Annotated in this window: 22 protein-coding genes; 4 read left to right on the top strand and 18 right to left on the bottom strand. The window is 31.8% G+C overall.

The features are described from left to right. Nucleotides 1–2: 2 nt before the first annotated feature. The 15 genes from flgL to E4100_RS06420 all read right to left on the bottom strand — a co-directional run bounded on the left by flgL (nt 3) and on the right by E4100_RS06420 (nt 14,489). Nucleotides 3–884: a flagellar hook-associated protein FlgL gene (gene flgL / locus E4100_RS06490; RefSeq protein WP_135271222.1), complete on the bottom strand. Its 882-nt coding sequence runs from the start codon at nt 882–884 to the stop codon at nt 3–5. 3 nt (nt 885–887) lie between these two features. Next, complete coding sequence (flgK, locus tag E4100_RS06485) at nt 888–2,243, bottom strand: flagellar hook-associated protein FlgK (RefSeq protein WP_135271221.1); 1,356 nt, start codon at nt 2,241–2,243, stop codon at nt 888–890. A 9-nt stretch (nt 2,244–2,252) separates the two neighbouring features. Then, the gene (locus tag E4100_RS06480; RefSeq protein WP_135271220.1) at nt 2,253–2,618 is read right to left on the bottom strand and encodes a hypothetical protein; all 366 of its coding nucleotides are present in this window, start codon (nt 2,616–2,618) and stop codon (nt 2,253–2,255) included. Next, nucleotides 2,611–2,907, bottom strand: coding sequence for a flagellar biosynthesis anti-sigma factor FlgM (flgM, locus tag E4100_RS06475; protein WP_135271219.1), 297 nt, complete (start codon nt 2,905–2,907; stop codon nt 2,611–2,613). The genes E4100_RS06480 and flgM overlap by 8 nt, the downstream gene beginning before the upstream one ends. Nucleotides 2,908–2,996: 89 nt before the next feature. Beyond that, complete coding sequence (gene fliY / locus E4100_RS06470; RefSeq protein WP_135271218.1) at nt 2,997–4,106, bottom strand: flagellar motor switch phosphatase FliY; 1,110 nt, start codon at nt 4,104–4,106, stop codon at nt 2,997–2,999. Beyond that, a complete protein-coding gene (fliM, locus tag E4100_RS06465) occupies nt 4,103–5,104 on the bottom strand; it encodes a flagellar motor switch protein FliM (RefSeq protein WP_135271217.1) in 1,002 nt (333 codons plus the stop codon). The genes fliY and fliM overlap by 4 nt, the downstream gene beginning before the upstream one ends. A 32-nt stretch (nt 5,105–5,136) precedes the next feature. After that, entirely contained in the window at nt 5,137–5,547 is a 411-nt protein-coding gene (locus E4100_RS06460; protein WP_167792095.1) for a chemotaxis protein CheW, read from the bottom strand. 15 nt (nt 5,548–5,562) lie between these two features. Further along, nucleotides 5,563–5,919, bottom strand: a complete 357-nt coding sequence (locus tag E4100_RS06455) for a response regulator (protein WP_135271215.1) — start codon at nt 5,917–5,919, stop codon at nt 5,563–5,565. Between the two features lie 37 nt (nt 5,920–5,956). Then, entirely contained in the window at nt 5,957–7,921 is a 1,965-nt protein-coding gene (locus E4100_RS06450; protein ID WP_135271214.1) for a chemotaxis protein CheA, read from the bottom strand. Nucleotides 7,922–7,940: 19 nt separating this feature from the next. Next, complete coding sequence (locus tag E4100_RS06445) at nt 7,941–8,714, bottom strand: CheR family methyltransferase (protein ID WP_135271213.1); 774 nt, start codon at nt 8,712–8,714, stop codon at nt 7,941–7,943. Between the two features lie 4 nt (nt 8,715–8,718). Beyond that, on the bottom strand, nt 8,719–9,726 hold the full coding sequence (locus E4100_RS06440) for a protein-glutamate methylesterase/protein-glutamine glutaminase (protein ID WP_209315298.1): 1,008 nt from the start codon (nt 9,724–9,726) through the stop codon (nt 8,719–8,721). A 16-nt stretch (nt 9,727–9,742) separates the two neighbouring features. Then, the gene (locus E4100_RS06435) at nt 9,743–10,225 is read right to left on the bottom strand and encodes a chemotaxis protein CheD (RefSeq protein WP_135271212.1); all 483 of its coding nucleotides are present in this window, start codon (nt 10,223–10,225) and stop codon (nt 9,743–9,745) included. 3 nt (nt 10,226–10,228) lie between these two features. Further along, a complete protein-coding gene (locus tag E4100_RS06430) occupies nt 10,229–10,708 on the bottom strand; it encodes a chemotaxis protein CheW (protein WP_135271211.1) in 480 nt (159 codons plus the stop codon). A gap of 16 nt (nt 10,709–10,724) precedes the next feature. Further along, a complete protein-coding gene (locus tag E4100_RS06425; RefSeq protein WP_135271210.1) occupies nt 10,725–12,749 on the bottom strand; it encodes a methyl-accepting chemotaxis protein in 2,025 nt (674 codons plus the stop codon). A gap of 24 nt (nt 12,750–12,773) precedes the next feature. Then, nucleotides 12,774–14,489, bottom strand: a complete 1,716-nt coding sequence (locus E4100_RS06420; protein WP_135271209.1) for a methyl-accepting chemotaxis protein — start codon at nt 14,487–14,489, stop codon at nt 12,774–12,776. 152 nt (nt 14,490–14,641) lie between these two features. On the opposite strand from E4100_RS06420, the gene E4100_RS06415 reads away from it, so the two are divergent. From E4100_RS06415 to ald, 3 genes are all read left to right on the top strand, one after another. Then, the gene (locus E4100_RS06415) at nt 14,642–15,418 is read left to right on the top strand and encodes a threonine/serine exporter family protein (protein WP_167792094.1); all 777 of its coding nucleotides are present in this window, start codon (nt 14,642–14,644) and stop codon (nt 15,416–15,418) included. A gap of 10 nt (nt 15,419–15,428) precedes the next feature. Further along, nucleotides 15,429–15,872, top strand: a complete 444-nt coding sequence (locus tag E4100_RS06410; RefSeq protein ID WP_135271207.1) for a threonine/serine exporter family protein — start codon at nt 15,429–15,431, stop codon at nt 15,870–15,872. Nucleotides 15,873–15,980: 108 nt separating this feature from the next. Next, nucleotides 15,981–17,102, top strand: a complete 1,122-nt coding sequence (ald, locus tag E4100_RS06405; RefSeq protein ID WP_135271206.1) for an alanine dehydrogenase — start codon at nt 15,981–15,983, stop codon at nt 17,100–17,102. A 16-nt stretch (nt 17,103–17,118) separates the two neighbouring features. Here ald and E4100_RS06400 read toward each other — a convergent pair whose 3' ends face one another. Together E4100_RS06400 and E4100_RS06395 are read right to left on the bottom strand one after the other, a co-directional pair. Next, on the bottom strand, nt 17,119–18,456 hold the full coding sequence (locus tag E4100_RS06400) for an APC family permease (protein WP_135271205.1): 1,338 nt from the start codon (nt 18,454–18,456) through the stop codon (nt 17,119–17,121). Nucleotides 18,457–18,515: 59 nt separating this feature from the next. Beyond that, nucleotides 18,516–20,225, bottom strand: coding sequence for an FAD-dependent oxidoreductase (locus tag E4100_RS06395; RefSeq protein ID WP_135271204.1), 1,710 nt, complete (start codon nt 20,223–20,225; stop codon nt 18,516–18,518). Nucleotides 20,226–20,318: 93 nt separating this feature from the next. On the opposite strand from E4100_RS06395, the gene E4100_RS06390 reads away from it, so the two are divergent. Next, a complete protein-coding gene (locus tag E4100_RS06390) occupies nt 20,319–21,209 on the top strand; it encodes a LysR family transcriptional regulator (RefSeq protein WP_135271203.1) in 891 nt (296 codons plus the stop codon). A 27-nt stretch (nt 21,210–21,236) separates the two neighbouring features. Here E4100_RS06390 and E4100_RS06385 read toward each other — a convergent pair whose 3' ends face one another. Further along, on the bottom strand, nt 21,237–22,487 hold the full coding sequence (locus E4100_RS06385) for a YeeE/YedE family protein (protein WP_135271202.1): 1,251 nt from the start codon (nt 22,485–22,487) through the stop codon (nt 21,237–21,239). Between the last annotated feature and the right edge of the window lie 94 nt (nt 22,488–22,581).

Raw genomic sequence — 22,581 nt, 5'->3', positions numbered from 1 at the left:
ATTCACCTTAAGTAGTCGAGTAAACTTGGTTGTAATATTTTAGCCCCAATTGACAACGAAGCCAAATACACTGAATTTAGAGTGTTCGCTTCTGTATACTTTTGAGCTAAGTCTATATCTTCTCTTTGTGATAAAAGATTTTTCAAGTTCAAATTCTCGGCTTCATTCCTTTCTTTTGCTGCTTCTAGTCTATTGGATATAGCCCCTATTTTAGATCTAAAACTTAGGATGTTATCTAAATGCTTATCTAAGTCTCCTAGTAATTTCCCTGAAAGAGCGTCGCTATCACCATCTTCTAATGCAGTTATGATGTCTTTTAGTAAATCGCTCAATGGCTGTCCATCCTGCCTTGTAAATTCATCTCCATTCACCGCTAACTCGACTTCAACTCCAGTGGAAATCTCTCTATTTATATTGTTGTTGTTTCCTTGGTACACCAAATCTGGAGTAAAAGGTTTATCAGTTGTCTTTGTCCCCGAAAAAATATACCTGCCATCAAAATTTGTGTTCAGCACATCTGCTAGTTCTCCAACTTTTACGTTTACTTCCTCTGCTATTGCATTTCTATCATCATTAGATAAAGGACCATTTGCCCCATATATGACAAGTTCTCTGATTTTTTGTACTGTTGAAATGGCCCCATGTAAAGCACCATCTTGCGTATCTACCCAGCCGATAGTGTCTGTTATAGTTTTATTGTATTGTTCGTTAGTTGATATTGTATTTCTTAAATCCATTATCTTAGAAACTAATAGAGGATCTTCTGAAGGCCTTGTTACAACTTTCCCTGAGGATAGTTGGTTTTGAAGCTTTTGCATAGATGCTAAGTTTCTATTTAAATTTCTCAAATAATTAGTTGTTAGAGTTGAATTTGTTATTCTCAATTTCTACACCCCGGTCCTATTAATTAGCACATCTAGCATATCGTTTAGCACAGATATAACTCTAGCATTTGCTTCATATGCCTTCTGATATTTTAAGACATTAGTAACTTCTTCATCTATAGATACACCAGATGTTGATTCCCTTTTTAAAACTAACTGATTCAATAGTACCTCTTGATTTGCGACTATATTGTCTGACTGTTGCTTAGATATACCTACTCTTGTTACAATATCATTGTATTTCCCTGTAATAGTTGACCCATCACCAAGTAATTTTTTGTTTAATTTTGATATGTCCAAAGCTCTTTGACCATCACCTTTATGTATAGTATATCCAGGCAAAATTAGTTCATTGTCATTGTTGATATCTGGATTTACTTTTACACTTTTAGCAGAATCAATATCAGTAAATATGTCTTTTCCAGCGGGAGCAGGTTCTACAACATCGCGAACGAGTTTGTGTAAATTATTTACTTCAGTAGCCATTGATTTAACAAAGTCATCCAATTGACTTATTACACCATCTAGTACTTCTATGCTTTCTAAATACCCTTTTATTTTACCTGTAGTAATGTCTATTTTATCTGCTCCAACAAAAAACTCTCCAGCAGCATTTTTAGTTAATGTATTTTTTAATTCTCCATTTAAAACTATTTCGCCGTTAAGATTTATTTCAGCTCTACCGTATTTATCATAATTCACATCTACTTTTGCTATACTTGATAAGTCTTTTAATAAAAGATCTCTTTGGTCGAGTAAATCATTAGGGACTTCCCCTTTAACCGATATATTGAATATCTGTTTATTTAAAGAATCTATTTTATCAATTGTTGTATTGAAATCTAGGATATTCTTATCTATTTGATCATTTGTTTCCACTTTTAAAGATTCTATTTGATTAGCTATATGGTTAATTGTTTCCACAAGTGCTTTTGATTTTTCAACAACTATAGTCTTAGCACTTAAGCTTTCTGGATTTTTACTTAATTCCTGCCACGCATTAAACATTTCATTTAAATTAAAGTTTATGCCTGTAGTAGACGGTTCATTTAAAGTTATCTCAAGTTGATCTAATGTTTGAGATTTAACATTGTATTGTTCATATGCACTATTTTCGTTTCTTATCTGCTTGTTAACGTAGTCATCTGTCATACGCACGACGCTTTCCATCTTAACTCCAGTTCCAAGTTGACCTACTCCAGCGAGTGTATAGGAAAGATCTGCTTGCATCTGTACTCTTTGCCTTGAGAAGCCTTCTGTATTTGCATTAGATATGTTATGGCTAGCCGTGTGTAAAGCAGTTTGCTGTGCAAGTAATCCTTTTGTAGCTGTATTTAAAGTTCCAAATATACCAGACATGTTCTCCTCCTATACTGTTTCATCGATAAATGTTGAAATATCTTGTTTTTCTAACCCATTTTTCTTGTATGTGTTGCCTTTGGATAAAACTTTTGCTATGTTTTCCATAAGATTTTTTTGGTAACTCAGCGCCTGTTTTGTTAACATTTGATTGGTTTTTTGCAACTCTAACACTTCGAAAATTAAATTTTTGACTTCTATATCAGTCTCAATGTTCGTTATATCATACAAACCTAATTCATTTATTAACTTTGTTTTTTCATCTAAAACCGATTCAATTATATTTGCTTTATCATTAATCAATGCATCTTTTTCTATTAATAAAATTTTCTTAAGGTTTTCTAATATTTTTGTTATTTCTTTAAAACTATTCATTTATTCCACTTTCTTTCTGTGTGTCCATGGCATAAATTATTTTTTCAGCTATTTTTTCAGGCTCAACTTTATATACTCCATCTAAAATCTGTTTTCTTATTCTTTCAACTTTTTCACTATAATCTACGTTTGATGCAGTATTTATCCTGCTGGTTAACTTTTTGGCAGAGTCAGAAATCTCTATGTCTACAGCTTTAGTTGCTTTTTCTTCTTTAGTATGCGCCTTTTTTTCATTATCTTTATATATGTTATTCACTATGTTTTGGTTTTGAATTCTACTTATTTTCATAAAAATTCCTCCTCTTTACATTTTTATCGGATTGTATTTCAATAATTTAATAGTTATTAAAAAAATAAAGTCATAGTTTAACCATGACTTTATTTTAGTTCCTTTAGCCTTTGTTCCTTACTCATTATATTTGTTATCCTTATCCCAAAATTTTCATTTATTACTACAACTTCACCTTGTGCAATGAGCTTCCCATTCACGTAGATTTCTAATGGCTCATCGGCTTGCTTATCTAATTCTATTACTGAACCGTTGCCAAATGATAAGACCTCTCTTATAGTTTTCTTAGATTTTCCGAGCACTACGCTAAATTCTAGCGGCACATCTAAAATTAAATCTAGATTCCTAGGGTTCTTTTTATCATCTATGGAAACATTTAATTCTTCAAATGAAGGTTTTTTAATATTTACTTTTTCTTTTTTCTCTTCTTTCACAGCTTCTGTATATTCTGTTCTGTCAGTAGTGTTTTCATTCAAATTTTTATTATTATCATGATTAGTTACTGCATTGTTGTTAATAGCATTAGGGCTCTTATTCTCATCTTCACCTTTCATTCTTTTAACAATCTCTTCTACAGTTTCTCTAGTATATAACTGCATTATCTCACTTTCTATGCTTCCCTCTACATCTAGTTTAAATGCAATTTTGCATATATACATTTCTGGATCTAAATCTCCAAATCCCTTTGCTTCATTTGTATCCCAAAGCGATACTTCTGGTGGCAATATATCAATTTCCATACCAAGCATAGTTGCCATCGATGTTGAAGCTGATCCTATCATTTGGTTCATAGCTTCAGCAACTGCACTCATTTCAAATTCAGATAACTCTTTTTTCGCGCTATTTCCATCTCCACCCATCATCAAATCCGCTATAACAGATGCGTCTTCAACATCTACCATAAGCAAATTGTTTCCTTTAGGCCCCTTTTTAAATCTCACATTTGCCACTACTTTTGGGACTTTACATTCATCAATTACTTGCCTAAAAGGAATCCATGATACTCTTGGAGTTGTTATTAGTACCCTCTTGCTTAACAAAGTTGAGAGGGTAGTTGCAGCTGTAGACATTGAAATATTTCCAACTTCTCCAATAATATCTTTATCAACATCTGAGAGAGTAAATTCGTTTGAGTTACTATTTTGACTTTTCTTTAATAATGCATCAATTTCTTCTTGAGATATAAAATTATCACTCATTCTAAAACATCCTCTTCTATATATTGTAATACTTCAACAGCTAAATTATTATTAATCTTTCCTGCTCTAACTAAAAAATGCGGTTTCCCTTCTACTAACATCATAAGTGGTCCGTCAATTCTACTATCAAGTCTTACACAATCGCCCTCTTCAAGATTTAGAAAATCTCTAATTGTGATAAAAGTCTTCCCCAGCTCTACACCTAACTCAATCGGCACACCCATTATTCGTTTTTCAACGAGCTCTCTATTATCCTCTGTTATGCCTTCATCCGATTCAAACCAGTTTTTAAAACTCAATTTATCTATTACTGAATCCAAAGAAATATAGGGAATACATATATTCATGAAATTTTTGTTTTCCATGAGTTCAAAAGTAAAACTAATAAGAACTACAGGCTCGTTAGGTGAAGCAATTTGAATAATTTGAGGATTAGTTTCCAAAGTTTCTAAATCTGATTCAATCTCTACCACATCTTCCCAAGCGAGATCAAAAGCATTTAAAACTACTGCTGCTAGTTCTTCAAGAATTGATAATTCAATATCTGTAAAATTTTCTTTTTTCTTCAAAACCACAGCTTCTTTTATCTCCGTTCCTCCACACATTAATTCAATAATTTGATAACAAGCCTGCGGGCTTATTTCAATAAGTAAATTCCCATTTAGAGGTTTTGATCTGAAAACAGTCATAAATGTAGGATTTGGTACAGATCTAGTGAACTCATCAAAACTTATTTGTTCAACAGCGACTACTTTTATTTCAACATTGTTTCTAACTAAATTCGAAATAGTATTCCCTGCGATTTTGGAAAAATTTTCAAATATCATGTATAAAGAATTAATATGATCTTTAGACAGCTTAAAAGGCCTTCTAAAATCATAAGGTTTTATTTTATTTTTTTCTTCTTCTGCTGTTGTGACATTTTCAGGCGTTATTTCTCCGCTGTTTAAAGCTTTAAGTAAAGAATCTATTTCCTCTTGTGATAGAACTTGTTTCAAGTGAATCCCTCATTTACGAATAAAATAAACAACTATGCCTTGTTCTCTATTTGTCCAATTAACTTTTCGATGTCTAGCACATTAATTATGTTATTATCTATATCAATAATACCCATTATATTTTGATTATCTTCTTTTTTTAAAATCTGTATCCGTTCTTCTTTTATATCTAATACCTGCTCCACATTATCTACGAGTAATCCTAGTAAGTCATCTTCATAATTTAATATAATGATGCTATTATAACACAAACCATCATCTATAGAAAGAATCTTACTTAAGTTTAATAAAGTAACAACATTTCCTCTTAAATTAATAAGTCCTTCTACCCAATATGGTGCATTTGGCACTTTAATAGATGCCACAGACTTTGTTATCTCACTCACTTTATTTGTGGGTATGGCAAATAATTTATTATTTAGGCTGAAAACAATAACTTGCACTATATCACCTCTTGTCTAAATTTTTGACAAAGATTGAGATACTCTATCCACATCAAATGGTTTTACTATAAAGTCAATTGCTCCTGATTGAATTGCTTCCATAACCATTGATTGTTGCCCCATAGCTGAACACATTATAACTTTTGCGTTTGAATCGATTTTCTTTATCTCCTTTAATGCTGTTATCCCATCCATCTCGGGCATAGTAATATCCATAGTTACTAAATCGGGCTTTTCTGCTTTATACTTTTCAATTGCTTCAACCCCATTTTGAGCCTCTGCTACCACTTCAAACCCATTTTTTTCTAAAATATCCTTTAATTTCATTCTCATAAAAATTGCATCATCAACAACTAGTACTCTTTTTGCCATTTGTTTATCTTCCTTCCTAAATATATTAATTTTATAATTATCTCATACAAATGCTGCCAACATCTAAAATTAGTGTTATTTCACCATTGCCAAGAATTGTTGCACCAAGGTATTCTTTCATTTTACCAAGTATCCCATTTAATTTCTTTATAACTATTTCTTGTTGCCCAATCAACTCATCTACTACTAATCCATAGTATTGGTCTCCTAAAAGTGTAAGTATTAAATGCTCATTTTCTTTTGATTCGTTTAATCCAAGTTTTTGATTTACTCTAACTACTGGTACAGCTTTTTCTCTATACATATATAATTCGCTCAGCTGAGATTCTAATATGTCTTTTTCTTCAATCTTTATTACTTTTTCAATTATTCCTAAAGGAATAGCGAAAGTTTCTCCTCCAATTTTAACCAATAGCGCTTGTATTATGGATAAAGTCAAAGGAAGCTTAATAATGAATGATGTGCCTTTGTTGATTTCGCTAATTACCTCGATGCTACCACCTAATGAGCTAATTTTTTGTTTGACTACATCCATGCCCACTCCTCTGCCAGAAACGTCGGTAATCTCTTTTGCTGTTGAAAATCCTTGATCAAAAATGAGTTGTAGTAAATCCTCATCAGTTAGATTTTCTGTGCTTATCCCTCTCTTTTTTGCAGTTTCCTTAATGGCTTCAATATTTATACCTCCTCCATCATCTGAAACTACAATTATTACACGATTCCCTTCTTGGTAAGCATTTAGTTTTATTATTCCTTCTTCTGGTTTTTTCAATGCTTTCCTTTTATCTACTGCCTCAATTCCATGGTCTGCAGCATTTCTAATTAGATGAATTAACGGTTCACTTAATTCTGAAACGACTGTCCTATCAAGTTCAGTTTCTTCTCCCTCAATGACCAAATTTATCTTCTTATTCAATTCTTTTGATAAATCTCTTACCATTCTCGGAAATCTATTAAATACTACACTTACAGGTTGCATTCTGATCTTTAAAACAAGATCTTGAAGCTCCGATGTTATTCTAGCTACATGACTTAAAGGTTCATCAATATCACTAATATCTGTTCTTTTAGAAACATCTTCAAGTCTGGTTCTATAAATTACAAGTTCAGATACTAGATTCATAAAGCTATCTAACTTTTGTATATCTACTCGAATTGATTGATTTAAATTGTTACTACTTGTTAGTTTAGTTTCAGCCCTATTGTTTTCTTTTTTGTTATGAGATTTTTCAATTTTAGCATCTTTATTAGTTTCTGATGAATAATTAGGTTGAATTTCTACAATTTCAACATTTTCAATTTCTGAAATATTTTCTATTTTTGATCTTATTTCTTCAATATTTTCTTTGGTTAATAAGATTAATCTAAATGTCTTATCGTATTCTCCATTTTCTAAGCTTTGTGCATCTGGATGAGTATATATTACATCTCCTGTTTTTTCCAAATTATTTATGACAAGATACGCTCTTGGTCCTTTTAATAAACATCCATCATCAACTGATATATCAATTACAAATGCATTGTAACCTTTTTCATAAGCGCTTTTTATTACATTTTCATCTGTATCTGATAATATAAATTCCTCTAACTCTCTTTCTTTTTTAGTAACCTTTTTTTGATTATCTCTATTGATAATCTGTTCCAATTCTTCAATTAAATCATCTACATAGGTGTCGTCCTTGTCATTTCTTAGATCTTCTACTATTTCAGTTAGTTTATCTAAACATCTAAAGATTAAATTTATAATATTGTTTTCTTCGAAGCTCTCTCCACTTTTTAAAAGTCCCAGCAGGCTTTCCATTCTGTGAGTTAAATCAGTCATAGACTTATATCCCATAGTGGCAGCCATTCCTTTTAAAGTATGGGCTGCTCTAAACATCTCTTCAAGAGAAGATATGTCATTGATATTTTGTTCTATCCTGAGCATATTGTCGTTTAGTAACTGTAGATACTCTTCTGTCTCTTCAAAAAAAAGTTCTTTGTATTTGCTGTTGTCGTCCACTTAATCATTCACCTCTATATCACATTTTTTCATAAATACATGTAGCCACCTTCATAAGCCCAAATTCTTTTGGATTGTAAATGCCTTCTGTAGCACCTATAAAAAGTATTCCCCCGCTTACTAATGATTCGCTAAATTTTCTATACACTTCATCTTTTACATCTTGCTTAAAGTAAATTGTCACATTTCTGCAAACAATCAAATGACAATCCCTTTCGTATTTATCTAATAACAAGTCATGCCTTTTAAAATTCACTTTCTTTCGTAAGTTCTCTGATATTCTATAGTGCTCCAAATCTTTTGCAAAATATTTATTAAGAAGATTATTATCTAGACCTTTTAATTCAGTTTCTTTGTATTTACCATCTCTTGCTTTTGACAAAACTTCTTTATCTATATCTGTTGCAATTATTTCAGCTTTGTTTAATAAATTATTTCTATCTAACATAATAGCTATGCTATATGGCTCTGCACCATTCGAACATGCTGCACTCCATATTTTTAGTTTGTTGAATTTCTTACTAGTAGTATTCACTATTATTTTTTCTAGTTGTTCAAACATATCTTTATTTCTAAAAAATTCTGTGACATTTATCGTAACCTGATCTAAAAATTCCTTTCTAATTTTCTCATCTTTACTTATCAACTTAGAATACTCTATCATATCTTTTGCGCCAGATTTTTTCATAATAGATAGTATCCTTCTTTGCATCTGAGCATCTTTATATGAATTTAAATTTAAGTTGAGTTCTCTATATACAAAATCATAAAAATAATTGAATTCATTCTCCATAACTTCACCTCAATAGCTCTATTATTCTTTGAGAAATTTCATTTAAACTCAAAATTTCATCAACTACACCTAACTTAATAGCACTTTGTGGCATGCCAAAAATCGTGCTGCTCTCTTTATCTTGAGCTATAGTGTATCCATTAAACTCTTTGATCCTTTTCATCCCTGTAGATCCATCTTTTCCCATGCCGGTTAAAATTACTCCTAAAAGGTTATTAGTGTAGACTTCTGCAGCTGACTCAAACAAATAATCAACCGATGGTCTGACTCCGTTTATCTTTTCTCGTTTATCTAATCTTATTTTTTTATTGCCTACTGTCATATGATAATCCCCTGGTGCAAGATATACTACATTTTTCTCAATTACCATCTCATCAGATGCTTCTACAACTTTTAATTTTGATTCAATGTCCATTCTCGACGCTAATGACGTGGTGAATCCTGCTGGCATATGCTGTACTATAAAAATAGGGACTCCTAATTCGCTTGGCAATTCTTTTATTAAGCTCACTAAAGCTTTAGGTCCACCTGTTGAAGCTCCTATTGCTATAGCTTTTATCTGAAGATCGTTATTTTTTATAACTTTCTTCTTTACTTGCTGCGTTTTGAAATCTTCTTTTCCTTTTCTCTTTAATACACTTGCTATTATCTTGCTTGCCAAGTCATTTTTTAATTCTTCAATGTTTTCATTGATATTTGTAGGTTTTTCGATAAAATCAAATGCACCTTTTTCAAGGGCTTCTATAGTTATTTCTGAATTTGTATTTGAGCTAAGCATAATAACTGGTATCTTGTATTTTTCTCTTATTATTTCAAGAGTTTTTATCCCATTCATAATAGGCATCTCTACGTCTAAGCTAACGACATCGGGATTTAATTTAGGTATCATTTCTAACGCTTCTTTGCCATTTCTTGCAGTCCCTACTATTGTAATTTCTTTAACATCTTTAAGCATATCTGAGATAATTCTTCTCATAAATGCTGAATCATCTACTATTAAAAGTCTTATCATTATGTTGATCAACACCTTATATTATAATAATTTCACTATTTGCACATCTAATAGTCACTGTAAAATCAGTTAAATCTACTATCATCGTCCTTCCTGAATTACCACCAGTATGACTTGCAACTAATGGTATGCCAAGACTTTCAAGTGCCCTTTTTACCGCTAAAATATTTTGCTCTCCTATGCCATTCTCAGCTCCATTAATATTAAATTCAAACATACTGGCGCCACCTGCAATCTTAGCTATTAAATTCATATTGGAATATCTTTTTTTCATTTCCATCACCATCTTTGGAATGGCTAGATTCGCAAATTTTTCGTCCTTTATATTTCTTGTAAAACTAGAGCTGTCCGGCAAAAGAATATGACTAAGCCCTCCCACTTTATGAATAGTATCATATACTGCAATGCCTACACATGAGCCAAGCCCTAGTGTCATCAATATATTTGGTGATGTAGATATCTTATAATCCGATATCCCTACTTTTAGAGTCTCTACCATTAATTATTCCTCTTCCTTATCAATCGAATCTTCAAGCTTATCCTCTAAATCTAATAAATCTTTTTCTTGATTATAGTCAAAAAGCTGTTGAGTGTCTAAAATGATGATGATATCCTCCTCAAGTTTAATAAAACCTTCAATATATTTTTTTGATATTTCATATTGCTCATGATTTTCTTCAATTTGATTGGAATCAAATCTTTGTATACCTTCAATATCTTCTACTAAAAACCCTAACATTCTGTCTTTCCACGTTGTAACTATAACTTTGCTCTTAGTATTTATTGTGACATTTATCCCATATAATTTTTTTAATAAATCTATAATTGGCAATATCTTGTCATCATATTTTATTACACCGAGTACATAGTCAAAAGTTTCAGGTATCTTTTTTGGTTGATTATAATCAATTATTCTGTCAATCCTACTAATGTCAATAGCATATCTTTGATTGTTTAAGCTGAAAATTATATATTGTTCCATACTATCCTCCAATTTTTTATATTTGAAAACTAGATATCATTTTTTCAAGCTGATTGGAAATATTTTTTAATTGTTCTGCATATTCAACAAAACTTGCTGTAGTAGCCGTTATTTCTTCAGTGGAAGCTGATACTTCTTGAGTGCTTGCACTAATTTCTTCAGACACTGCTGAAATGTTTTGTGTATTCTCTAAAATCTCATTTTTTCTAGATTTTAAATCTTGTACTAATTCTGAAATGCTACTTACTTTATCACTTAACGCGTTAATAGAGTTCAAAATTTGAATAAATGCATCTTTTGTTTTTGCAACTGTGTCTACTTGTTCATTTACAACTACTTTAGCTCTCGACATTGCTAAGACAGCTTCATCCGATCTATCGTTCATTGAATTAATTAAACTGGCAATATCTTTAGTTGCATGTTGTGATTTTTCCGCAAGCTTCCTTATCTCTTCAGCTACTACAGAAAAACCTCTCCCTGCTTCTCCTGCTCTTGCAGCTTCTATAGCTGCATTTAAAGCCAATAAATTTGTCTGTTCAGCAATTTGATTTATAGTATCAGTGATGACGTTAATTTCATTGGAATTATTTTTAACTTCATTTATTACATCATTTGTAAAATTAGTGGCATCTTCTGTCTTTTTAGCTTTATCTGTTAATTCCTCCACTCTGAGTAACCCATCATTACTATATTTATCTGCTTCTTTTGAAAGTTCATTTATTTTTTCAATTGAGTCAGATACTTCGTCAAGCACCTTTGAAAATTCCATAATGTTTTGAGAATTTTTTTCTATGTCTTCAGCTTGCTCTTGGCTCCCTTTAGCTATCTCATATATAGTTTGTGATACTTCATTTAAAGCCATATTTGCTTCTTTTGTCATACCCAAAATCATATCGGAAGCTTCCACAACTTCTCCAGAGGAGTCTGACACTTTTTTCAAAGTGTTTCTAATTTTAATTAGCATATCATTAAAGTTTAAAGAAATTGCCCCAAATTCATCTTTAGATTCTATTCTTGCATCTATATTTAATGCTCCTTCTGAAGCTTTCTCAAATGATTTTTGAAGTTTGTTTACTTTTTTACTAATATCTTTGCTCAATATCAATGTAGCTATAACTGCTATTACTACAGCTATTATTGCTATTATAATCGTATTCATCAACAATACTGAAGTTTTTTGAGTTAATTCAGTTTCTGGTAATAGAGCTGCTAACTTCCACCCTGTTCTTTCATTGGTTCTGAATACACCATAATATTTATCATTTGAAGCATCTTCATACTCCGAAATTCCGTATTCACTGCTTGTCATGTCTTCCCATAATTTTAAATCTGTAATTGTTGATTTTCCAATGGTATTTATATCTTTAGCTATTAAATTAACCCCATTTTGGTCAGTTATTATTATATTCCCAGAATCTCCTATTACAAGATTAGTTAACTGGTTTGATAAAACTGCTAGATCGATATCTATACCTACTACCCCTACAATGGAGTTGTCTTTTAAAACAGCTTTTGCTGCAGATATAACGATTTTACCCGTACCAGCATCAACATAAGGATTAACCCATATTACTTTATCTTTATTTGCTTGGGCTAATGTGTACCATTCTCTTATCGTAGGATCATAGTTTGTCAGAGGTACTTTGGGGTACAAAACCATTCTTTTATCAGAAGCTCCAAAATATACTGTCAATGTATTATCATCTAAATCTTTAAAGTCTTTTAATTTTATCATGAAATCTTCTTCAGTGATTTCCTCATTAAAAAAATTTATAACCTTGTCATCTTTAGCTAACACTTGAAGTTGTTTTTCTATATCTATAAAATAATTATCTATACTGAGTTCTATATACTCAAGGGTTTGTTCGCTAGAGTCAATTAATTTTTCTTTATATAAATTATATGAGTTATAATAATTGATTCCTCCAACAAGTATTATTGAAAATATAGTTATCAAAATCATCACTGTTGATATTTTTCTGCTTATAGATTTAGTCTTTTTATTTTTGCCTTCTTCATCGTTATTTTCTATTTTTCTCATTTTTAATCCCCCAGTTTTTCAAAACTAAATCTTAAATTGTCCAAGGATTTCTCTTAATCTTTTTGCCAATTCCTTTTGCTCTTTTGCTTTGTTTGCAATTTCTACCAATGATCTTGATGTCTCATCGCTTCCTAAACTAATTTCTTGTGCAGCTGCATTTGACTCTTCTATGACTGCTGCAACAGATTCTATGGATGATCCAATTTCATCTACAGATACAGAAATCTCTGATGTTGCTAAAGAAAAATCTCTTGTCAATTCTTTTACAAATAAGGCATCTTCAAAATACAAATTCCCAGTACTTTCTAACTTATCATAATCATTTGTTACATCTTCATCAATAAATCTTAAAATTTCTCTAGCACTAGTAGATAAACTATCTACTGATTGATTTACTTTTGCAATTAATTGCTTTATCTTCGATGTTGCTTCTTCTGAATGTTCAGCTAATTTTCTAATCTCATCTGCAACTACAGAAAATCCTCTCCCAGCTTCTCCTGCTCTTGCAGCTTCTATTGCCGCATTTAAAGCTAATAAATCTGTTTGACCAGCAATTTCAGAGATTACATCAGTCATTTTTTCAATTTCCTCAACTATTTTTACTTCTTCAATCGATTTTTTTATTGAATTTTGCTTATCCAGATATATTTCTCTAGCATTCTTCTTAGATTTTACAGCTGAGTCTTTCATCTCTTTTGCTCGGTTCTCAATTTCTTCTCCCTTTTCTTCTCCTATTAGTGCCTTTGATACCAGTTCTTTAGCTTTAGTAGCTATGGTTTCGGATGAAGATGCCACTTGTTCTACTGAAGCACTTGTTTCCTGCATACCTGCTGCAATTTGATTTACTGAGTTATTTATATTAATTCCTTGCTCTGAGACTAAAGCTATCTCGTTAGTTAATTCATCACTCGAAGTTGTGGTTTCTTCTACTGCTGTTTCAAATTCTTTTAATAATGAACTGATTTTCTCAAACATTTTACTAAAATTCCGTGCTAAATTAGCTATTTCATCTTTGCGATTCCCGTAATCAATGTTTAGCTGAAATCCAAAATCTCCTTCAGCCATCAAAGATGATGCATTTTCAAGCTCTTTAATTGGTTTGGTTATGTCATTTGAAATCTTAGATCCAAATACTACAGAACATACTATAGACAATGCCAATAATACAACTGTCAATAGTAGGTCTCTTTGTGCATATTTTGCGTTGCTCTCAGAAGTTAACCTTGCTTCATTTACATTAATTGTCATTAGTTTAGTATACGCATCAGTAATTTTTTTGTTAAGTTCTCCACCTTGACCATACATTAAAACCCTAGCTTCATTAGGTTTATTTGCTTTTGATAAGCTTATTACTTTACCCATAAGTTCATCGTATTCAGTTTTATAGCTTTTTAATGCATTGATTATTTCCTTTTCTTTAGGATCGGATGCTGCCTTAGAATAGTTTTCTAAGAGTTTATCAAATTGTGAATTTTTCTTCTCTATAGATGCCTCATCTATCACTGCCATCTGCCCAACAATTAAAACATCTTTTATTTCACTTTGCATTGAAAGATAGGACTCCACAATCATCACCAATTCTCCTAAGGGAACTGTATTCTCTTTATAGAGTTTATCATCGTTTTTTTGTACTTCTAATATACTCCAAATAGCTAACGAACCAAGTATCATGGTTAGTAATGTGATCAACAAAAATCCACTTGTAATTTTTTTCCTTATGGATTTATTAAAGATTTGCATGCGAATCCCCCTTAAGATAACAGTATTTACTTAAATTAAATATCGGTGATTATTATCTTTTTTTAACCTACGCTAAAAAATAATTCCTCTTTTGTTATCAAAGTTCATTATTTATGATAAAATACCAATATAATCTATGGAAAGGTGTTAATATGAAAACCAATGATGAAAATTTTGTAATTAATCTTGCAATAAGTGTCGGAAAAATAATGCTAGAAAGCGGTGCTGAGATATACCGAGTCGAAGAAACAATCGAGCGAATGATATCCTCAAAAATAGATTCAAAAGTAGATGTTTTCGTTTTACCTACTGGAATAATAGTCAGTGCAAAGTCTTCAACAGACTCAATAACACGGTTAGAAAGAATACAATCATCTAAAATTGATTTAGAAGCCATATCAAGAGCTAATTCCTTTTCTAGGATATACACTCAAAACAGCTTGACAGATGAAGAGCTTGACGTATTATTGATGAGCTTAACTGATATCCCAAAATTTTCAAAAAAAACTACAATGTTTTTTACGGGTTTAGCTGGTGGACTTTTTACCGGTTTAACAGGCGGTAGTTTTTTAGAGACTATAATAACTTTTATTGCTTCACTATCTGTGGGTTTGATATTAGATAAACTATCGAAGTTTAAGCCTAATTTTTTTATAAAAAATATAATAGGTGGTTTTTTAATTGCTACTATCGGAGTGCTTTCATATTTTTTATTTAAAAGTTTTGGAATCAATCTAGATTATAATCGAATTATCATAGGGTCGTTAATGACTTTAGTTCCGGGAGTAGCTCTAACTAATGGCATTAGGGACTTAATATCTGGAGAATTGATAGCAGGTGGTGCAAGAATATTGGAAGCAATATTTATAGCTATAGCTTTAGCATTTGGCGTAGGTATAGCTTTGCAAATTTCATTTTCGTTCGTTTAGGAGGTGTGTTATGAATTTCATATTGCAAGTTATACTTTCTTTCTTTAGTATTTTTGGGTTTGCAATAATTTTTAATATCCCACGAAGATCAATTTTTTTGGCAAGCATAAATGGTATGATTGGTTGGATAGTGTTTTTCTATATTCAAAAGTTTAGCACAAATTTTATATTGCCACCTTTAATCGGATCTTTAATCGTAGGATTGATAGGTGAAATATTGGCAATATATCATAAGCAGCCAGCAACATTATTTATTATCCCAGGAATAATACCATTTGTCCCTGGTTATGGAATATATTATACGATGTTTCATATATTAAATAACGATTTGTCAAATGCTCTCAGCACTGGTGTAGAATCAATTTTTGTTGCTATTGCCATAGCTTGTGGTGTTGTAGTCGCTACATCGTTAACTCGCTTTATCAGACCATACCTTGAAAGATTACTTAATTAGTTTTTCAAGATAAATTGTTAACAAAATATTTTTATTTGATTTCAAATATTTAAAAAATATGTTATAATTAAAGCAAACGTTATTATAATATTAAAGGAGGCTTTATAAATGATTGTAGGAGTCCCTAAGGAGATAAAAGCACAAGAAAATCGTGTAGCTATGACACCTGCTGGAGTTGATGCACTTGTTAGAGCTGGACACAAGGTATTGATTGAAACAAATGCTGGTTTAGGTTCAGGATTTAGTGACGAAGCATATAAGGCACTAGGAGCAGAAATACTCCCTGAAGCAAAGATGGTTTGGGAAAAAGCAGATATGATAATGAAAGTAAAAGAGCCACTTCCTTCAGAATATCAGTATTTCAGAAAAGATTTAATTATATTCACATATCTACATTTAGCAGCAGATGAAGAATTGACAAAAGCACTTGTTGATTCAGGTGTAGTTGCGATAGCATATGAAACAGTACAAAACCCAGATAGATCTCTACCTTTATTGACACCTATGAGTGAAGTAGCAGGTAGAATGGCTATTCAAGAGGGTTCAGTTTATCTTGAAAAATCAAAAGGTGGAAAAGGTGTTTTAGTTGACGGTGTTACAGGCGTTCCACCAGCTCATATAGTTATTGTAGGAGCTGGTATAGTAGGGACTGCTGCACTTAGAAGAGCTGTAGGTCTTGGTGCACGAGTAACTGTTGTAGATATAAATGTTGATAGATTAAGATATCTAAATGAAGTGTTTATGGGAAGCATTGAAACATTGTACTCAAATAATTACAATTTAACTCAAGCTGTTAAAACAGCAGACTTAGTAGTAGGTGCTGTTCTAATTCCTGGAGCAAAAGCTCCAAAATTAATAACAGAAGAAATGGTTAAACAAATGGAACCAGGTAGTGTAATCGTTGACGTTGCTATAGATCAAGGTGGAAGCGTTGAAACTATAGATCATCCAACTACTCATGCTGATCCAATATTTGTTAAACACGGTGTAATACATTATGCTGTAGCAAATATCCCAGGTGCTGTTCCAAAAACTTCAACGCTTGCTTTGACAAATGTAACTCTACCATATGCAGTTAGAATTGCTAATAAAGGATGGAAAAAAGCATTAATTGATGAAGAACCATTGAGAAAAGGTGCAAATGTAATAGACGGAAAAGTAGTTTATAAATCTGTTGCAGATGCATTTAAGATGGACTATACACCTGTCGAAGAAGTATTAGGAATGTAATTTAAAGCCGCATGATTCATGCGGCTTTTCTTTTTGTAACTATAAAATAAAACACCAGTCCTAATATTACCCACATCGCCAATGCAATCATTGATTCTTTGCCTAACGAAGCTGGTGATGATGGCCATAAGAGAAGTAAAACTATTATTGCTGAAGAAATCATTCCTAGTATACTAATTATTTTAAATGTTTTAGATGGAGCTAATCTCCTAGAAATAAAACTTACAAAAAAATATGCTATTGCTGCTCCAAGTGATGACATGTCTACAATCCAAAGTATGACCTCCCTGCCAAACCATGGTGCTATTAAACTAATGAAAGTTGCAAAAATAATTGCATTTCTAAAAACATCGGTGTCATTTACTTTCCCTAAGCTCTTAGGGATGATATCGTAATTTGCCATAGACCCAAGAAGTTTACTTGTTGATATCATAAACCCATTTATACCAGAGGTTACTGCTGCTGTAAGTGCGATTGACAACATAATAAAAAATACAATGCCTAAATTATCTAAAACTCCTCTACCTAGCGCCCAATCGAGTTTTTGTGCTTCTTCAGGTGAAAACATCAAAGCTGTTGTCAAATTTAATATCGCGTAGATCAATGCTCCAACTAAAATTGAAATAACTGCTATTTTTGATGCTTTTTTAGCATCAAAATCAAACTCTAGAAACATCTGTGGGATATTGTCAAATCCAATAAAAAGAAATGGCGTTATTGCAAATATCCTAAGAACTTGGCTGATATCAAAGCTATAATTATTTATATAATTATTAAGAAATTTTGGCTTATCTGACTCTAATAAAGTTGCCATAAAAACTGTAAAAACAAAAATTACTAGTAACATAATTATCAAGTTTTGGACTCTTGCGGAATCTTTGATACCTTTGATGTTAATATAAGCAAATAAGATAACAATAAAACTAGAAAGTAATATTTCTCCCAAATATACTTTATATCCGGCAACTTCATACAAATATCCAAATTGAAACAAACTTCCAAATACTTTATTTACAACCAAAGGAAAGGCAGTTCCATTTAACGGAATTATAGTAAGATAAGCTATGCTTAGAAACCAACCCACTAGAAATCCATATCTTTCACCAAGGTTTTCGTAAGTGTAAGAGAATTCTCCGCCTTCTTCTTCGTGATTTTTGAGCATTATGTAATAACTGCCTTGAATTATCATTATGAACAATGCCCCGCTAAAAATCCCTATTGTAGTATTTATAACCCCAGCTTCTATTAAAAATTTACTGCCAGGCAACATAAAAGAACCCCATCCAATGATAGAGCCTAATACAATAGAAAAAACATCTATTTTGCTTAAACGAGATTTTTTTACTCCTTGCATAATTTCACCTTTCTTTGTCGCTAGTTAAATAATAACTAGCGACATCAAATTTCTCTTATTTACTTAAAATTATATTTAGTAACTATAGGCTTTCTATTGGTAGTTACATCATTGAAATACTCATAGTAGCATATTCCCATAAAGCTTCCAGAAATATTATAAAGATTTGTAAACCCAAGATGTTGTAAAGCAGTAAGTGCATTATAAGATCTTTGTGATGATCTGCAGTGCAAATACACTGGTCTATCTGTTGGTATCTCATTAGTTCTGTTTCGAATTTCACTTAATGGTATATTTACTGCATTTATCAAATGTCCCTCTTCATACTCATCTTTTTCTCTAACATCAATAATATAAGCTCCACTTTCAACTAGATCTCTAACTTCTGATACGTGAACTTGTTTGTAATTATTCTCTAATACATTTATTCCTACTAATGCAGCTACATTAACTACATCTCGAGCTGTACTAAAAGGTGGTGCATAACATAGCTCCATTTCTTTTAAATCATACAAAGTGCCATTAAACCTTATTAGTGTTGCTATTATGTCAATTCTCTTATCTACATTTCCTCTTCCAATTGCCTGAGCTCCTAGTATCCTCCCAGTTGGCACTTCAAAAATCAACTTAAAGTGGATTGGATTAGCATCTGGCATAAGGCCTACTTTATCATTAGGAATAATCATTACTGAATCATAATTAAGAGCTAGATTATTGATTTTTATAGCATTTTCTGTCAACCCTGTTACTGCTGCATTTAAATCAAACAATTTAATTGCTGAAGATCCAATAACTCCCCTATTGTCAACTGATTTCCCAAACATGTGATCCGCTGCAGATCTTGCTTGTCTCAAAGCTGGGCCAGCTAGAGCAAGTCTTGCTCTTTTATTAGTTAAGGTATTGTATGCCTCTATTGCATCCCCAACTGCATATATATCAGGATCTGATGTTTGAAAATTATGATTTACTTCAATAGCGCGAGTTTGCCCAATTTTTAATCCAGCTTTCTCAGCAAGTCTTGTATCAGGAGTTACACCTATTGCTATGACTACAGCGTCTGCGTGTATGCTTTTGCTTGATTCTAATATTACTTCATCTTTATCAAATTTCATTACTTTGTCGTTTACTATCAAATTAACATCATTATCTATCATCTCTTTGTGGAGTATTTGTACCATGTCATAATCGAAAACATTCATTATCTGTGGTGTCGCTTCTATTAAAGTTACGTTGTATCCTCCCAGTTTTAAATTTTCACACACTTCTACTCCAATGAATCCTCCGCCTATTACTACAACATCTTTTGATACACTATCTGTTAAAAATGAATTAAGTTTAGCTACATCAACAACATTTCTAATAGTAAAATAATTTACTTTCTCTAAACCTTCAAATGGAGGTACTATAGGATTTGCTCCAGGTGATAATACAAGTTTGTCATAAGTTTCTTCGTATTCTTCGCCAGTGACTAGATTTTTTATTTTTACTTTTTTATTTTCCCTGTCGATTTCTGTAACTTCATTGTATATTCTGGCATCTATTCTGTATTGACTATAAAAATCATCAGGTTTCATCATTACTAAATCTTCATGATCTTCTATAAGCCCACTCAAATGATATGGTAACGAACAATTTGAAAAAGAAACATGAGGCCCTTTTTCAAGCATAATTATTTCGCATTCTTCTGATAATCTTCTTATTCTCGCTGCTGCAGTAGCACCTCCTGCTACGCCTCCTACTACGACAACTTTTTTTGGTTTATTTCCCATTTACTTCATCCCCCTTAATTTTTTGAAAATAATTTCATATATGTTATAATACAATAAATAGACTAAACACAGGTCTTTGAATGGAGGTTTTTTATGAACTTAGACTATTTAAAAGCTTTTTATACTACTGTGAATTGTAATAGTATATCAAAAGCTTCTAAGCTGCTTCACATTACACAACCTGCTTTAAGTATGCAAATACAACACCTAGAAAATGAATTGAATGCTACCCTTCTTATCAGAAGTAACAAAGGTGTAGAACTAACTGAAGAAGGTAAAATCGTATTTGATCATGCTGAGAGCATGCTCTCTTTAGAAAAAAGCATACTAAAAAATTTAAATGAATTGAAAAAAGACAAACAGCTTTTAAATATTTGTGCTTGTAAATATATCGGAGAATACGTCTTGCCTTGCAGTATATATACATTTAAAGAGATACATCCAGATATAGATGTAAAACTAAATGTTGATAATACAACTCAAATCATCAGCAAAATTTTAAATCACGAAATAAATCTAGGTGTGATTGCCGGCATCAATGAAATTGAAGATATTATATCTACTCCTATACTTTCTGACAAAATAGTACTGATAACAAAAGAAGAAAATATCGATATAAAAAGCGCTGCTGACATTCTTAGAATCCCTATTATATTGAGCGAATATGATCTTGATGATTCTTCTATACTAAACTTGAAGTTATCAAAATGTGGATTAAGTGTAAGTGATTTAAATATAATACTGACCTCGAATTCTCCAGAATCAATTAAATCGGTAGTCATGTCTGGAAAAGGTTTTGCTTTTTTGCCAAAAATTACTGTTAAAAAAGAGCTTAGAAAAAATTTACTCAAAGAAATCCCTATTGATGATATTGATATGTCATTTAAATATTACTTCGCTCAAAGAAATGATTATGTTTTACAGATGCATGAACAGATATTTAATTCATTTATAACATCTAAAAAAAGATGCTTTTGTTATTAAGGTTAGGATATTCCTAACCTTAATAACTTATTTAGAAAATGCTCTTTTATACAGCGATGATCCTATTATTCCTCCTAAAGTAATTGCTACTAAGAAAACCCATCCCGACAATGAAAAATTACATATACCTGAATATAATGCTCCAACATTACATCCTCTTGCTACTCTTGCTCCATAACCCATTAAAACTCCACCAATGGCATAAAATATTACATCTTTGAAATTAAAATGGAAGTTAAATCTAAATTTTCCTGCCAATAGCATAGAAATGCTTGAACCAAATATTATACCTAAATTTCTTACTGTTACTGGATCCTTTAATAGACCATTTCTTACTGTTTCTAAAGTTTTTACCAATGCGGGATTTGTCCATGAATCAATCCCAATTTTATCTAATAACCACATTGTCCAAAGTGCATAAGGACCTGATGCACCCCAACTAGCGCCCGATGAATTTATTATAAATACAAATAGTACCGACATTATAAATGCACCTGTCATGAACGGCCATCTTGCAACAAACAAATTGTGATAAGTAGTACTGCTAAAGAGCTTAAATTTCCCATCAGCTTTTATAGGTTTTTGCCATTCTTCAAACTCGTCTTTTACAAAAGTGCCTTCTCTTTTTCTTTTCTCTTCATACTTTATAGTTATTATATAGAGTATACCTAGTAACACTAACGTGAGTACAACAGAGCCTATGTACCCAAGTACATCTGGTAAATAAACTGTCTTACCTACTTTTGTGAATACACTTTCGTTCCACCAGTTGCTATGAGCAATTCCTAACATTCCACCTATGCCAAAAAAGAAAGTAACTATTAATGCTTTTATTTCTCCTTCACCAGTGTCTGTGAGTGTACCCGAAGCACAGCCACCTCCAAATATCATTCCTACTCCGAACAATATTCCTCCTATTATAGTTGCTAAACTAGCGATTTGAACATGGCCTGTACCCGGAATTATCATCTGTCCTTCTACTGCTTTAAATGCTGCAACTGCTCCCTTTTGAGCTGCTCCGAAGTGAATCCCTGCTGTTCCAAGCGCTGAAAGAGCAAACATCAATAGCAATGCTTTTGTCAACGCTCCGTCTCCTGTAAAATAAATCTTTCTAATCCCGCCAGCAAAACCATATCTAGATCTTGTCAATGTGTAGCCTAACATAAGTCCAGTAATTAAAAATAATGGCAAATTCGTAGTTGACGTATCTAGATTTTGTGCTAACACCCCCATCAGTACTAGAATCACTACCGCGATAATAGTTTGTGACTTTTTCATGTAATCCCTCCTATGTTTTGTTTGTTAATTATTTATCTATATTTTATCACTTAGACTTTAAATATAGTAATAAGCTTGTGTTATATTGTATAAG

The sequence above is a fragment of the Soehngenia longivitae genome, from assembly GCF_004684055.1.
Classification (GTDB): Bacteria; Bacillota; Clostridia; order Tissierellales; family Tissierellaceae; genus Soehngenia; species Soehngenia longivitae.
This window is presented reverse-complemented; position numbering and strand designations above follow the sequence as displayed.